General features: G+C 66.7%; 25 protein-coding genes. All 25 read right to left on the bottom strand.

Going from position 1 to position 13,018, the window contains the following annotated elements; translation table 11 throughout:
• Nucleotides 1–540: 540 nt before the first annotated feature.
• Nucleotides 541–1,317 carry a type I methionyl aminopeptidase gene (map, locus tag VGC47_14940; protein ID HEX9856605.1) on the bottom strand — a complete coding sequence of 259 codons (777 nt, stop codon included), beginning with the start codon at nucleotides 1,315–1,317 and terminating at the stop codon, nucleotides 541–543.
• Entirely contained in the window at nucleotides 1,314–1,889 is a 576-nt protein-coding gene (locus tag VGC47_14935) for an adenylate kinase (protein ID HEX9856604.1), read from the bottom strand. The genes map and VGC47_14935 overlap by 4 nt, the downstream gene beginning before the upstream one ends.
• Nucleotides 1,890–1,917: 28 nt before the next feature.
• Nucleotides 1,918–3,228, bottom strand: coding sequence for a preprotein translocase subunit SecY (gene secY, locus VGC47_14930; GenBank protein ID HEX9856603.1), 1,311 nt, complete (start codon nucleotides 3,226–3,228; stop codon nucleotides 1,918–1,920).
• A 61-nt stretch (nucleotides 3,229–3,289) separates the two neighbouring features.
• Nucleotides 3,290–3,727: a 50S ribosomal protein L15 gene (gene rplO, locus VGC47_14925; protein ID HEX9856602.1), complete on the bottom strand. Its 438-nt coding sequence runs from the start codon at nucleotides 3,725–3,727 to the stop codon at nucleotides 3,290–3,292.
• A complete protein-coding gene (rpmD, locus tag VGC47_14920; protein HEX9856601.1) occupies nucleotides 3,724–3,909 on the bottom strand; it encodes a 50S ribosomal protein L30 in 186 nt (61 codons plus the stop codon). The genes rplO and rpmD overlap by 4 nt, the downstream gene beginning before the upstream one ends.
• Nucleotides 3,910–4,488: a 30S ribosomal protein S5 gene (rpsE, locus tag VGC47_14915; protein HEX9856600.1), complete on the bottom strand. Its 579-nt coding sequence runs from the start codon at nucleotides 4,486–4,488 to the stop codon at nucleotides 3,910–3,912.
• A gap of 13 nt (nucleotides 4,489–4,501) precedes the next feature.
• Complete coding sequence (gene rplR / locus VGC47_14910; protein HEX9856599.1) at nucleotides 4,502–4,855, bottom strand: 50S ribosomal protein L18; 354 nt, start codon at nucleotides 4,853–4,855, stop codon at nucleotides 4,502–4,504.
• Entirely contained in the window at nucleotides 4,852–5,391 is a 540-nt protein-coding gene (rplF, locus tag VGC47_14905) for a 50S ribosomal protein L6 (GenBank protein HEX9856598.1), read from the bottom strand. The genes rplR and rplF overlap by 4 nt, the downstream gene beginning before the upstream one ends.
• A 7-nt stretch (nucleotides 5,392–5,398) precedes the next feature.
• Nucleotides 5,399–5,794: a 30S ribosomal protein S8 gene (gene rpsH / locus VGC47_14900; protein HEX9856597.1), complete on the bottom strand. Its 396-nt coding sequence runs from the start codon at nucleotides 5,792–5,794 to the stop codon at nucleotides 5,399–5,401.
• Entirely contained in the window at nucleotides 5,795–6,100 is a 306-nt protein-coding gene (gene rpsN, locus VGC47_14895) for a 30S ribosomal protein S14 (GenBank protein HEX9856596.1), read from the bottom strand. It lies immediately after the preceding gene.
• Entirely contained in the window at nucleotides 6,100–6,657 is a 558-nt protein-coding gene (rplE, locus tag VGC47_14890) for a 50S ribosomal protein L5 (GenBank protein HEX9856595.1), read from the bottom strand. The genes rpsN and rplE overlap by 1 nt, the downstream gene beginning before the upstream one ends.
• Nucleotides 6,657–6,962, bottom strand: a complete 306-nt coding sequence (gene rplX / locus VGC47_14885; GenBank protein ID HEX9856594.1) for a 50S ribosomal protein L24 — start codon at nucleotides 6,960–6,962, stop codon at nucleotides 6,657–6,659. The genes rplE and rplX overlap by 1 nt, the downstream gene beginning before the upstream one ends.
• The gene (gene rplN, locus VGC47_14880; GenBank protein HEX9856593.1) at nucleotides 6,962–7,330 is read right to left on the bottom strand and encodes a 50S ribosomal protein L14; all 369 of its coding nucleotides are present in this window, start codon (nucleotides 7,328–7,330) and stop codon (nucleotides 6,962–6,964) included. The genes rplX and rplN overlap by 1 nt, the downstream gene beginning before the upstream one ends.
• Nucleotides 7,327–7,581 (bottom strand): 30S ribosomal protein S17, encoded by a 255-nt coding sequence (rpsQ, locus tag VGC47_14875; protein ID HEX9856592.1) that lies wholly within the window; start codon nucleotides 7,579–7,581, stop codon nucleotides 7,327–7,329. Before rpsQ ends, rplN begins: the two co-directional genes overlap by 4 nt.
• Nucleotides 7,581–7,802 (bottom strand): 50S ribosomal protein L29, encoded by a 222-nt coding sequence (rpmC, locus tag VGC47_14870; protein HEX9856591.1) that lies wholly within the window; start codon nucleotides 7,800–7,802, stop codon nucleotides 7,581–7,583. The genes rpsQ and rpmC overlap by 1 nt, the downstream gene beginning before the upstream one ends.
• Nucleotides 7,799–8,212, bottom strand: a complete 414-nt coding sequence (gene rplP, locus VGC47_14865) for a 50S ribosomal protein L16 (GenBank protein ID HEX9856590.1) — start codon at nucleotides 8,210–8,212, stop codon at nucleotides 7,799–7,801. Before rplP ends, rpmC begins: the two co-directional genes overlap by 4 nt.
• Complete coding sequence (gene rpsC, locus VGC47_14860) at nucleotides 8,212–9,450, bottom strand: 30S ribosomal protein S3 (GenBank protein ID HEX9856589.1); 1,239 nt, start codon at nucleotides 9,448–9,450, stop codon at nucleotides 8,212–8,214. Before rpsC ends, rplP begins: the two co-directional genes overlap by 1 nt.
• Nucleotide 9,451: 1 nt before the next feature.
• Nucleotides 9,452–9,799 carry a 50S ribosomal protein L22 gene (rplV, locus tag VGC47_14855; protein HEX9856588.1) on the bottom strand — a complete coding sequence of 116 codons (348 nt, stop codon included), beginning with the start codon at nucleotides 9,797–9,799 and terminating at the stop codon, nucleotides 9,452–9,454.
• Nucleotides 9,796–10,074, bottom strand: a complete 279-nt coding sequence (gene rpsS / locus VGC47_14850; protein ID HEX9856587.1) for a 30S ribosomal protein S19 — start codon at nucleotides 10,072–10,074, stop codon at nucleotides 9,796–9,798. The genes rplV and rpsS overlap by 4 nt, the downstream gene beginning before the upstream one ends.
• A gap of 7 nt (nucleotides 10,075–10,081) precedes the next feature.
• On the bottom strand, nucleotides 10,082–10,915 hold the full coding sequence (gene rplB / locus VGC47_14845) for a 50S ribosomal protein L2 (protein HEX9856586.1): 834 nt from the start codon (nucleotides 10,913–10,915) through the stop codon (nucleotides 10,082–10,084).
• A 2-nt stretch (nucleotides 10,916–10,917) separates the two neighbouring features.
• Nucleotides 10,918–11,211: a 50S ribosomal protein L23 gene (gene rplW, locus VGC47_14840; protein ID HEX9856585.1), complete on the bottom strand. Its 294-nt coding sequence runs from the start codon at nucleotides 11,209–11,211 to the stop codon at nucleotides 10,918–10,920.
• Entirely contained in the window at nucleotides 11,208–11,912 is a 705-nt protein-coding gene (rplD, locus tag VGC47_14835) for a 50S ribosomal protein L4 (protein HEX9856584.1), read from the bottom strand. Before rplD ends, rplW begins: the two co-directional genes overlap by 4 nt.
• Nucleotides 11,905–12,543 (bottom strand): 50S ribosomal protein L3, encoded by a 639-nt coding sequence (gene rplC, locus VGC47_14830; protein HEX9856583.1) that lies wholly within the window; start codon nucleotides 12,541–12,543, stop codon nucleotides 11,905–11,907. The genes rplD and rplC overlap by 8 nt, the downstream gene beginning before the upstream one ends.
• Nucleotides 12,540–12,854 carry a 30S ribosomal protein S10 gene (gene rpsJ / locus VGC47_14825; protein ID HEX9856582.1) on the bottom strand — a complete coding sequence of 105 codons (315 nt, stop codon included), beginning with the start codon at nucleotides 12,852–12,854 and terminating at the stop codon, nucleotides 12,540–12,542. The genes rplC and rpsJ overlap by 4 nt, the downstream gene beginning before the upstream one ends.
• Before the next feature lie 29 nt (nucleotides 12,855–12,883).
• Nucleotides 12,884–13,018, bottom strand: a 135-nt coding sequence (locus VGC47_14820; GenBank protein ID HEX9856581.1) for an elongation factor Tu, incomplete at its 5' end; no start/stop codon positions are given.

Here is a 13,018-nt window from a genome sequence, read left to right as displayed (position 1 = left end):
ACCCTCTGCTTGGCGTGCTGCGGGGGCTTCGCCTCCGAACCGTCACCCCCGACCCTGCCAGGACACCCCGTCCCCGGCCAGGGTCGAAAGCCCCTGCCCCGCAGCGCAATCCCCCCACTACGCAATCCCCCGGCGAGAGCCGGGGGATCGGCGAGCGTCCCGCCAGGGACCGAGTCGAGGGGGCCCAACCTGTCACCACAACCCGGCGTCAGGCACCCCCTCGGCTCGGCCTACGGCGCTCGCCCGTCCCCCGCAAAGCGGGAGACAGCGTGAGAAGGCCTACGGCGCTTTGTTCACCCTGCTCGACATGACGGGTGCCACGCCGAGCAAGGCAGGTCAATCAGGGTGAATCCGCTCCCCCGCAAAGCGGGAGACAGCGTGAGAAGGCCTGCGGCGCTTTGTTCACCCTGCTTGACCTGACGGGTGCCACGCCGAGCAAGGAAAGGTCAATCAGGGTGAATCCGCTCCCCCGCAAAGCGGGAGACAGCGTAAAGGCGTCCCGCCAGGGACCGAGTCGAGGGGGCCCAAGCCTCAGCCGGCCTATACGAGCTTGGGCTCGTGGAGGGTGAGCACTTTGGGGCCGTCGGCCGTGATGGCGACGGTGTGCTCGAAGTGGGCAGAGATCGAGCCGTCGGCGGTGACCACCGACCAGGCGTCCTCGAGGACGGCGGTTTGCTCGGTTCCAAGGTTGAACATCGGCTCGATGGCAATCGCCATGCCGACCTTGAGGCGGAACCCCTTCCCCGGCTTCCCATAGTTGGGCACGTCGGGTGCTTCGTGCATCTGCTGGCCGATCCCATGGCCGATGTACTCGCGCACCACCCCGTAACCGAACGGCGCCGCCGCCGCCTGCACGGCGTGGCCGACGTCTCCAAGCCGGTTGCCCGCCCGCGACTGGCCGATGCCATCCCACAACGCCGCCTCGGTGACCTCGAGCAGCTTGGCGACCTCGGGTGGCACCTCCCCGATGGCGATCGTGATGGCGGCGTCGCCGTGCCAACCCTCGTAGATCGCACCGGCGTCGATCGACAGCACGTCCCCCTCCCGGAGCACGTACTTGCCGGGGATCCCGTGGACGATCATGTCGTTCGGCGAGAGGCACACCGTGGCGGGAAACCCGTGATAGCCGAGGAACGAAGGCCGGCAGCCGTGCGACTTGTAGACGTCGGAGGCGATCGCGTCGAGCTCGAGCATCGTCACGCCGGGGGACGCGGCGGCGCGCACCGCGTCATGAACCGCAGCCACGCAGGCGCCTGCGGCCGCCATCTTGTCGAACTCAGCGTCCGACTTCATCGTCATGATCTTGCGGCCGTTCATCTCTCCACGTCCGCCAGCGCGAGCATCAGCCGGCTGAAAACCTCGTCGATCGTACCCAATCCGTCGACGGCGACCACCGGCACGCCCGTGTCCGGGTAGTACCCGATGAGAGGCTCTGTCTCGTCGCGATACACGTCGAGCCTCCTGCGAATGGTCTCCTCGTTGTCATCGTCGCGGCCGAGCTCGAGAGCCCGGTTGAGCAGCCGATCGACGAGCTCCTGCTCGCTCACCTCGAGCAGCAGGGCGACCTCGAGGCTCCCGGCTCCCATTGCCGCATCGAGGGCGCGGGCCTGGGTGGAGTTCCTGGGGAATCCGTCGAGGAGGTAGCCGCACGAGGCGTCGTCTCGGGACAGCCGGTCCTTGACCATGGCGACGACGAGGTCGTCGGGGACCAGGTCGCCCGCAGCCATGATCTCCTTGGCCCGCAACCCGAGCTCGGTGCCCTCGGCGACCGCTTGGCGCAACATCTCGCCGGTCGACACGTGGGGGATCCCGATGGCGGCGGCGATCCGCTGGGCCTGGGTGCCCTTGCCTGCGCCCGGCGGCCCGAGGAAGAGGATCCGCCTGCCCATCACATCGTGGCCAAGTCCGACGCCTGCACTAGCTGAGGAAGCCCTCGTAGTTGCGCATCATCAGCTGACTCTCGATCTGCTTGGTCGTCTCGAGGGCGACCCCAGCGACGATGAGGATCGAGATGCCGGAGAGCCCGACGGGGATGTCCCACAGCCAGCCGAGGAACGAGGGGAGCACGGCGACCACGGCGAGGTACATCGAACCCGGGAGCGTGATCCGGCTGAGGACGTGCTCGAGATGTCGCACCGTCGCCCTGCCAGGGCGGATCCCCGGGATGAAGCCTCCCTGGCGCTGGATGGTCTCGGCCTGGCGCTCCGGATCGAACTGGATGGCGGTGTAGAAGTACGTGAAGAAGACGACCAGCATCCCGAGGATGATGATGTACGGCAGGCTCGGCGACAGCCCGCCGCCCGCACCGCTCCCCAACAGGTTGTTGTCGATCCATTCGCGGACCGCGTTTCCCCACCCGTTGTTCGGGATGGAGGACGAGACGAGCACCGGGAAGTACATCACGGACGTGGCGAAGATCACGGGGATCACGCCCGCCATGTTCACCTTCAACGGGATGTAGGTGCTCTGCCCGCCCAGAACCCGCCTGCCGCGCACCCGCCGCGAGAACTGGATCGGAATCCTGCGCTGGCCCTGGTCGACGAAGATGATCCCGATCGTGAGGATCACCATCACGGCCACCACGGTGAGGAACTGACCTGTGCTCGAGTTGGTGCGGAGTATGGCGAACTGGCTTGGGAGCTGGCTGACGATGCTCACGAAGATGATCAGCGACATGCCGTTGCCGATGCCCCGCTGGGTGATGAGCTCACCGAGCCACATGATGAAAGCGGTGCCGGCCGTCATCGTGATCACGATGACCAGCACCCGGCGCGTCGTGTACTCGGGGATGAGGTCGACGCCTCCCGTGAAGTTCCCGCTGTGGAACAGGAAGGTGAATCCCGTCGACTGGAGCAAGGCGAGGGCGATCGTCATATAGCGGGTCCATTGGGTGATGACCTTGCGGCCCGTCTCACCTTCGTCCTGGAGGGCCTGGAGCCTCGGGATCACGACTGCCAGGAGCTGCATGATGATCGAGGCGGTGATGTAGGGCATGATCCCGAGCGAGAACACGCTGAGCTGCTCGAGGGCGCCGCCCGAGAAGAGGTTCAGGAGCCCCACGAACCCGCTGTTCGCCTGGGTCTCGGCGAACTCACGAACACGTTCCAGCGATACGCCCGGGACAGGGATGGCCGTGCCGAGCCTGTAGATGGCGAAGATCAGCAGCGTGAAGAGGATCTTGTTCCGGAGGTCCCGAATCCGGAACATGTTTCTGAACACTGAGAGCATTCGGTTCGATCCCCTGTGTCTGCTTGCGACCCGAGGTTAACCCCGTATCGCGCAATGGGGCTCAGTCGATCGTCTCGACCGAGCCTCCTGCCGCCTTGATCTTCTCCACGGCGCCGAGGCTGAAGGCGTGGGCGTGTACCGTGAGAGCGCGGTCCAACTCGCCCTCGCCCAGGACCTTGACGAGCCCCCTGTGTTTCACGAGGCCCCGCTCACGCAACTCGTCCGGTGTCACCACGGAGCCGGCGTCGAACTCGCCGAGACGCCCGACATTGATGAGCGCGAAGTACTTCTTGTTGCGATTCTTGAAGCCCTTGAGCTTCGGCAGCCGCCGCTGCAGCGGCATCTGCCCGCCCTCGAACCCCGGCCGGGTCGTCCCACGAGCCTTCTGGCCCTTGGTGCCGCGGCCCGCAGTCTTGCCTCGCCTGCCGCCCTCGCCGCGCCCGACGCGGATCTTGGCCTTCTTCGACCCATCCGCCGGTTTCAAATGGTGGAGCTTCATCCTGATTCCTCGACGTCGAGAAGGTGCTTGGCGCGAAAGACCATGCCGCGCACGTCGGGCGTGTCCGGCCTCTCGACGGATTGCCTGATCTTGCGCAGCCCCAGGCTCTCGACGGTTGCCCGCACCTTCGGCTTCTCGCCGATCGTGCTCTTCACGAGCGTGATCCTCAGCGACTTGGCCATTCAGATCTCGGTCTTCATGAGCTCGGCCGACCGGTAGGCCGCCAGCAGAGCCGGCGGGAAGATGTCCTCGGCCCGCTTGCCGCGCCGCCTCGCAACGACATCGGGGCGCTGCTGGCGTCCGATGGCGTCCATCGTCGCCTGGGCGACGTTGATGTGCGTCGGCGATCCGAGTGACTTTCCCAGTACGTCACGAATCCCGGCCGCTTCGAGGATCTGGCGCATGGCTCCCCCGGCGATGACCCCGGTTCCCGGGGCGGCCGGCTTGAGGAGGACACGCGATGCTCCCTGCTCACCGATCACCTCGTGGATGATCGTGGTCCCTGCCATCGGCACGTCGACCATGTTCTTGCGGGCGATCTCGACAGCCTTCTGGATGGCGGCCGGGACTTCCTTGGCCTTGCCGTATCCGATGCCGACGCGGCCCTTGCCGTTGCCGACCGTCACGAGAGCAGTGAACGAGAAGCGCCTGCCACCCTTGACGACCTTGGCGACGCGATTGATGGCGATGACGCGCTCGTCGAACTCGGGGGTCTCGCGCGGCTGCCTGTCTCTGTTCCTGTCTCGGTTCCTGTCGCTCATGATCTCCTCGTTCTCAGAAGCTGAGGCCCGCCTCGCGGGCGCCTTCGGCCAAAGCCCTGACACGCCCGTGGAACGGGAACCCGCCGCGATCGAACACGACGATGGTGATGCCGACGTCCATGGCTCTGGCTGCGATGGCCTTGCCGACCTCGCCTGCGGTCTCGACCGTCAGCGTCTTGCCCTTCAGACTCGCCTCACGTGACGACGCAGCGGCGATCGTCGTGCCGGCGTCGTCGTCGATGAGCTGGGCGTAGATGTACCGGTTCGACCGGTACACGGCCAGCCGCGGCCTGTCGGCGGTGCCGCGAATCTTCTTGCGCACGCTGCTGTGACGCCGCCTGCGGGCGACCTCGCGTGACCCTCTCACCCGAGCCCTGCCTTTCCTGCCTTGCGCCTCACCTGCTCGTCCACGTACCGGATGCCTTTGCCCTTGTACGGCTCGGGCGGGCGAACCCCGCGGATGTTGGCGGCGACCTGGCCGACGAGCTGCTTGTCCGTGCCGCTCACGACTATGCGGGTCGGCTCGGGCACCTCGAACGTGATCCCGTCGGGCGCCTCGACGTGCACCGGGTGCGAGAACCCCACCTGGAGCTCGAGCCGCGAGCCCTGGAGGTTGGCGCGGTAGCCGACACCGACGGTCTGCAGCTCCTTCCTGAAGCCGTCCGAGACGCCGACGACCATGTTCGAGACCAGGGAGCGGTACAGCCCGTGGAGCGCCCGCGACTCGCGCTCGTCGTCGACGCGAGTGAGCGTCACCACACCGTCCTCGACCTGAACCGCAACCCGGGAGTCGACCTGCTGGGCCAGCGTGCCTTTGGCGCCCTTCACGGTGACGATGTCGTCGCGCACGGACACCTCCACCCCGGAGGGCACCTTGATCGGGTTGTTGCCGATTCGACTCATCTCACACTCACCACACCCGGCAGAGCACTTCGCCGCCGATCTTGCGTCGCCGGGCCTCCCGATCCGTCACGAGCCCCTCCGAGGTCGAAACGATCGAGACGCCGATGCCCCCCACGACGCGCGGGATGTCCTGGGAGCCCTTGTAGACCCGGTGGCCCGGCTTCGAGACCCGCTCGATGCCCTGCAGGATCCGGCTCCTGTCGGATCCGTAGCGGAGCCGCACAGTCAGCTCCTTGCCGACCCTGGCCTCGTCGACCTTGTAGCTGTCGACGAATCCTTCGGCGGCGAGGATCTTGGCGATCTCCTCTTTGACCTTGGAGGACGGCATCTTCACCTCGGGATGCAACGCCTTGTTGGCGTTGCGGATCCTGGTGAGCATGTCGGCGATGGGATCGGTGTACATCTACCAAGACGCCTTTCTCACACCCGGCAGCTCACCTTGATGCGCCAACTCGCGCACGCAGATCCTGCACATGCCGAACTTGCGCAGGTGGGCGCGAGGACGGCCGCACCTGCCGCAGCGGTTGCGCAGCCTCGTCCCGCTGGCGTCGCGGCTTCGCTTGTCGATCTCCTGGTAGGCCTCCCGCTTCGCCTCGTACGACGCCTCGGGATCCTTGATGACCTGGACGAGCTCGGCTCGCCGCTTGGCGTATCGGTCGACGACCACCTTACGGTCGTCGTTCTTGTTGATCTTGGATGTCTTCGCCATCACACACCTGCCTGCTGGCGCCGGAACGGGAACCCGAACTGCTCGAGGAAGGCTCTGCCCTCGTCGTCCGTGCGAGCGGTTGTGACGAACGTGATGTTCATGCCACGCACCTTCGCAACCCTGTCGTAGTCGATCTCGGGGAAGATCAGCTGCTCGGTCACGCCGAAGCTGTAGTTTCCCCTGCCGTCGAAGCCTCTCGGGCTGAGTCCCCGGAAGTCACGGATGCGCGGGATCGCCAGGGCGATCAGCCTGTCGAAGAACTCCCACATCCTGGCTCCTCGCAGCGTGACCGACGCCCCGATCGGCATCCCCTCTCGCAGCTTGAAATTGGCGATCGACTTCCTCGCCTTGTTGACCCTCGGCTGCTGGCCGGTGATCGTGCGCAGGTCCTCGACGGCGGAGTCGATGAGCTTGCCGTCCTGCGTGTAGTCGCCGACGCCCATGTTGACGACGATCTTCACGAGGCGGGGGACCTCCATGACGTTCTCGAGGGAGAGCTCCTCCTTGAGGCGCCCCCGGATCTCGGCGTCATATCGTTCCTTGAGGCGGGGCGCCATCAGAGATCACCCCCGCACTTGCGGCAGATCCTCGACTTGCGGCCGCTCTCATCGATCCGGGCACCGATCTTCGTCGGCCCGCACTCCGGGCAGACGATCATCACGTTCGAGGCGTCTATCGGCATGTCCTTGTCGATGATGCCGCCCTGCATCGTCTGGCCTTGCGGACGTTGATGCCGCTTGGCGGTGGCGACGCCTTCGACGATGACCTTGTTCTTCGAGCGGATGACGCGAGCGACCCTGCTCTCTGTGCCCTTGTCCTTGCCGGAGATGACCTTGACCGTGTCGCCCGTCTTCAGCTTCATCACAGCACCTCCGGGGCGAGTGACACGATGCGCATGAACTTGCGGTCGCGCAGCTCGCGTCCGACCGGGCCGAAGATCCTGGTGCCACGCGGTTGCTGCTGGTCGTTGATGATCACGCATGCGTTGTCGTCGAAGCGGATGTACGTCCCGTCTTGCCGGCGGCTCTCCTTGCGGGTGCGTACGACGACGGCCTTCACGACGTCACCCTTCTTGACCGTGCCGCCCGGGATGGCGTCCTTCACCGTCCCGACGATGACGTCGCCGAGCCGTGCGTAGCGGCGACCCGACCCACCGAGCACGCGGATGCACAGCACCTCACGGGCGCCCGTGTTGTCGGCGACGCGCAGCCGCGTCTCCTGCTGGATCATCTTGCTCTCTCCGTGACCTCTGCCACCCGCCACCGCTTCTGCTTGGAGAGCGGCCTGGTCTCGACGATGCGCACGGTGTCGCCGACACGCGCGTCGTTGTCCTCGTCGTGGGCGTGATACTTCTTCCGCACCGGCATCGTCTTGCCGTACTTCGGATGCCGCTTGGAATCGACGACGAGCACGGTAACCGTTTTGTCCCGGGTGTCGGAAATCACGACGCCGACGCGGTCCTTCCGCGCTGCTCGTTCCATCACTCACCTTCCTCCTGGAGCCGGTAGTACTCGGCGATCTCCTGCTCTCTCATCACGGAGCTGATGCGAGCGATGTCGCGGCGCACCGTCCTGATCCTGGCGCTGTTGTCGAGCTGGTTCGTCGCCAGCTGGAAGCGCAGGTTGAAGAGCTCCTCCTTCGCCTCCCCGAGCTGCTGCGTCAGCTCGGCGTACGTGAGGTTGCGGAGTTCGAGGGCGTTCATACGTCCTCCCTGGTGACGAACTTCGTCCGCACCGGCAGCTTGTGGCCGGCGAGTCGCATGGCCTCGCGGGCGAGGCCCTCGTCGACGCCCGCCATCTCGAACATGATGCGTCCCGGGCGAACGACCGCAACCCAGTACTCGGGGCTCCCCTTGCCGGATCCCATCCTCGTCTCTGCGGGCTTCTCGGTGATCGGCTTGTCCGGGAAGATCGTGATCCACACCTTGCCACCGCGCTTGATCGAGCGGGTCATGGCGATACGGGCGGCCTCGATCTGGCGGGCGGTTATCCACCCCGGTTCGAGAGCCTGCAGCCCGTACTCTCCGAACGAGACACGGGTTCCGCCCTTGGCGAAACCGCTCATCCTGCCCTTGTGGGTCTTGCGGTACTTCGTCCGCTTCGGCATCAACATCAGGCGTTCTCCTCGTCGGGATCGCCGGTGCCGGCGCTCTCTGCGTCGGGCGCTGCCTCTGCGTCGGGCGCTGCCTCTGCGTCGGGCGCCGCCTCTGCGTCGGGCGCCGCCTCATCTTCGGGTTGCGGGACCGAGTCTTCCGCCGGTTCGGCTCCCGCCTGCGAGGCGGCCGCCTCTTCGGTGTCCACCCCAGGTGACTCGACCGGAGCGGCCGGCGTCTCGCCGGCAACGCCCGGCGCCTCGGCGCCCGGCGCCTCGCCGGCCGGAGCTGCTGCTGCTGATGCTGCTTTGGCCTCGCCGGTCTCTCCGGTCTGCGTCACGACCTCGAGCGTCTCGTCGAGCTCCTCGATCGCCTCCTCGAACGCTGCTTCGGCGTCCTGGGGCGTCGGACGCTTGCCCCCGCCGGCCTCGATGATCCTGCGGCCGCCGCCCTCACGGCGCTTGCCGCCGCCCGCCTCGACGAGCCTGCGGCCGCCACCGGCCTCGATGATCCGCTTGCCGCCTCCGGCGGCCGCTTCGGCGCGCGCCTTGACAGACTTGCGGCGCTCGGCGGGACCGCCCGCCGCCAGCCGGGCCTCGGCGGCGATCTTCTCGCGACTGGCGGCGAGCGATGGGATCACGTCGCCCTTGTAGACCCACACCTTGACGCCGATGGCGCCGACCGTCGTCTGGGCGGTCGACTCCCCGTAGTCGACATCGGCCCGCAGCGTGTGCAGCGGGACGCGACCCTCCAGATACCACTCGCGGCGGCCCATCTCCGCGCCGCCGAGCCGTCCGGACGCCTGCACCCGCACGCCCTCGGCACCGGCTTTGAGCGCGGTCGACACAGCTCGCTTCATCGCCCTGCGGAAGGCGACGCGCCCCTCGAGCTGGTCCGCCACGCTGCGAGACAGCAGCTTGGCGTCGAGCTCGGGGTTCTGGACCTCGATGACGTTGAACTTGACGAGGCGGTTCGTGAGCTTCTCGAGCCCGGTGCGGAGGCGTTCCGCCTCGGACCCGCTGCGGCCGATCACGACACCCGGGCGCGCCGTGTGCACGTCGATCTGCACCTTCTTGTCCCCGATGCGCTCGACGTCGATGCGGGACACGGCGCCCCGCTTCAGCTCGCCGTACAGGTAGTCGCGGATCGCCGAGTCCTCGATCACCTGCCTGGCGTAGTCCTTCTCGCTGTACCAGCGGGACTTCCAGTCGGTGACGATGCCGAGCCGTAGGCCGTAAGGGTGGATCTTCTGGCCCATGTCAGCTGGTCTCCTCTTCCTGGTCTCCGACGACGATCGTGATGTGGCAGGTCCGCTTGCGGACGCGCGTGGCGCGGCCGCGCGCCCTCGGGCGGAAACGCTTCAGCGTCGGCCCCTCGTCGGCGTACGCCTCGACCACGACGAGCTCTTCCTTGTCGAGCGCCAGGTTGTGCTCGGCGTTGGCCACGGCCGATGCCAGCACCTTCTTGACGGTCGGAGCGGCTCGCCTGTTCGTGAACATGAGGATGGTCTCGGCCTGGCCGACGGGAACCCCCCGGACGAGGTCGAGCACGCGGCGCACCTTGAACGGTGACTGCCTGATGTAACGCGCCGTTGCCCTGGCTCTCATCGCTTCCTCGCCGACTTCTCACCAGCGTGACCCCGGAACGTGCGCGTCGGAGCGAACTCGCCGAGCTTATGGCCGACCATCGCCTCGCTGATGTAGACGGGAACGTGCTTGCGCCCGTCGTGCACTGCGATCGTGTGCCCGACCATCTCGGGAAGGACCGTCGAGCGCCTGCTCCACGTCCTGATCACTCGCTTGTCTCCGCGGTCGTTGGCCGACTCGACCTTGCGAAGGAGGTGCTCGTCGACGAACGGGCCTTTCTTCAGGCTGCGCGCCATGCCGGGATCACCTCCTGCCCTTCTTGGATCGGCGGCGGACGATGTACTTGTCGCTCGCCTTGTTCTTCTTCCTTGTCCTGCCCTCGGGCTTGCCCCACGGGCTCACGGGGTGTCGGCCGCCCGAGCTGCGACCCTCGCCCCCTCCCAACGGGTGGTCCACCGGGTTCATGGCAACGCCGCGGGTCTGGGGGCGCTTGCCCTTCCAGCGGCTCCTGCCGGCCTTGCCGACCTTGATGAGCTCCGCATCCGTGTTGCCGACCTGCCCGACGGTCGCCCTGCAGTCGAGGTGAACCCGGCGCATCTCTCCAGATGGCAGCCGGAGGAGCGCCAGGTCTGCCTCCTTCGACATGAGCTGGATGGCTGTGCCCGCCGAACGACCCATCTTGGCGCCCCCGCCGGGCCGCAACTCGACGGCATGGACGATCGTCCCCGTCGGGATGTTGCGCAGCGGCAATGCATTGCCCGGTCGGATGTCGGCGCCCGAGCCCGACTCGAGCACGTCCCCGACCTGGAGGTTGAGTGGAGCGAGGATGTACCGCTTCTCGCCGTCCGCATAGTGGAGGAGCGCGATCCTGGCGTTGCGGTTCGGGTCGTACTCGACGGCGGCGACCCGGGCGGGTATGCCGTCCTTCGTGCGGCGGAAGTCGACCACCCGGTAGCGGCGCTTGTGCCCACCTCCTCGGTGGCGCGACGTGATTCGCCCGTACGAGTTGCGGCCGGACGAGCGCTTCTGCTTGTCGAGCAACTGCTTCTCCGGCGTCGACTTCGTGACGGCTTCGAAGTCCGAGACCGTCTGGAAACGGCGCCCCGGCGATGTCGGCTTGAGTTTCTTCACACCCATGGTCAGACCTCGAAGATGTCGATCGAGTCGCCCGTGGCCAATGTGACCAGAGCGCGCTTCGTGTGCTTGCGCCTGCCGAACTTGTAGCCGGTGCGCTTCTTCTTGCCCTTGCGGTTGATCGTGTTCACGGACACCACGGTGACGCCGAAGATCTCTGCGATCGCCTGCTTCACCTCGGTCTTGTTCGTCCTGCGGTCCACCACGAACGTGTACGTGTTGGCCTCCTGGATGAGGTCGTACGACTTCTCCGAGACGACCGGCTCGAGCACGATGTCACGAGGGTTCTTCGTCTTCATGCGTCGTCACCGGCCTTCGCCGGCGACGCCGGCTTGCCCGCAACCTGCTCGGCGTGCTCGCGGGTGCCGCGGGGCGTGCCCTGACCGAGCTCGAGCGTTCCCTGGCTCATCACGATCGTCTCGGCCCACAGCACGTCGTACGTGTTCGCTTGCCCGAGGTTGCTGGCGATGACGCCGCCGATGTTCCGAAACGACTTGATGGCGGCCCGCTCGTGGTCCTCGGCGATCAGCAGGACCTTCCCGGTGACACCCATCGCCGCCAGCAGCGCCGTGGCGTTCTTCGTGCGCGGTGAGTCCCACACGTCGAAGGTCTCGACGACCTTGATCCGGCCGGCGGCGGCCCTCGCAGAGAGGGCGCCCCGCAGGGCGAGGCGCCGCATCTTCTTCGGGGTGCGCTGCGAGTAGTCGCGCGGCTTCGGGCCGTGGGCGACGCCTCCGCCGATCCATTGCGGCGACCTGATGGAGCCATGCCGGGCGCGGCCGAGGCCCTTTTGGCGCCACGGCTTCCTGCCGCCGCCGCGCACCTCGGCGCGGGTCTTCGTCGAGTGGGTGCCTGCCCTGGCGGCTGCCAGCTGAGCCGTCACCACCTGGTGCATGACGGCCGTGTTCGGCTCGATCCCGAAGATCTCGGGAGCCAGTTCGACCTCTCCCTTGAGCGTGCCGTCCGCCGAGTACAGCTCGGCCGTGAGCTTGTCAGGCATTGGACTTCACCGCCTCCCTGATCACGAGGACGGCGCCCTTCGGACCGGGCACGGCGCCGCGGACCATCAGCAGATTGCGTTCGGCGTCTATCTGGACGACGTCGAGGTTGAGGACGGTGGTCGTGTCCCCACCCATGCGGCCCGGGAGTCGCTTGCCCTTGAAGACACGTGCCGGGGTGGCGCACGCCCCGATCGAGCCGGGGGCGCGGTGGACCTTGTGGGCACCGTGCGACGCCCCCTGGCCGCTGAAGTTGTGCCGCTTGATGGTGCCGGCGAAACCCTTGCCCTTCGAGATGCCCGTCACGTCCGCCTTCTGACCCACCTCGAAGAGGTCGGAGACCGTGATCTCCTGCCCGAGCACGAACGCCCCTGGATCGTCGACCCTCACCTCGACGACGTGGCGGGCGGGCGGAACCCCCGACTTGGCGAAGTGGCCGGCGGTTGCCCGGTTCACCTTCCTCGAGGCCAACTCCTTGAAGGCGATCTGGATGGCGCCGTAGCCGTCGGTCTCTTGGCGCTTGATCTGCGTCACCCGCACCGGGCCCGCCTTGATGATCGTCACCGGGATCGCCCGCGATTCGTCATCGAAGATCTGGGTCATCCCGAGCTTCTCGCCGACGATGGCCTTCACGTCTTGATCTCCACTTCGACTCCGGCCGGCAGGTCGAGGCGCATGAGCGAGTCGACCGTCTTCGGAGTCGGCTCGAGGATGTCGATGAGCCGCTTGTGGATGCGGATCTCGAAATGCTCACGGCTGGTCTTGTCCACGTGCGGCCCGCGAATGACGCAGTACCGGTGGATCCGCGTCGGCAACGGCACCGGGCCTTTGATCTTCGCCTGAGTGCGAATCACGGTTTCCGCGATCTTGCGCGCCGACTCGTCAACCACGCCGTGGTCGTACGCCTTCAGGCGGATGCGGATCCGGTGCTCGTTGTCTGCCACTGTTGTTCTCTTCTCGCTCTCTGTTCTGGCTATTTGGTGATTTTGATGACGCGGCCGGCGCCGACAGTGCGGCCACCCTCACGAATGGCGAACCGTAACCCCTCATCCATCGCGATCGGGTTGATCAACTCCACCTGCATCTCCGTATTATCACCCGGCATCAC

This window comes from Acidimicrobiia bacterium, from assembly GCA_036396535.1.
Lineage (GTDB): Bacteria > Actinomycetota > Acidimicrobiia > Spongiisociales > UBA5794 > DASWKR01.
Note: the sequence above shows the minus strand (reverse complement) of the source record. Positions and strands in the feature narration are given on the sequence as shown.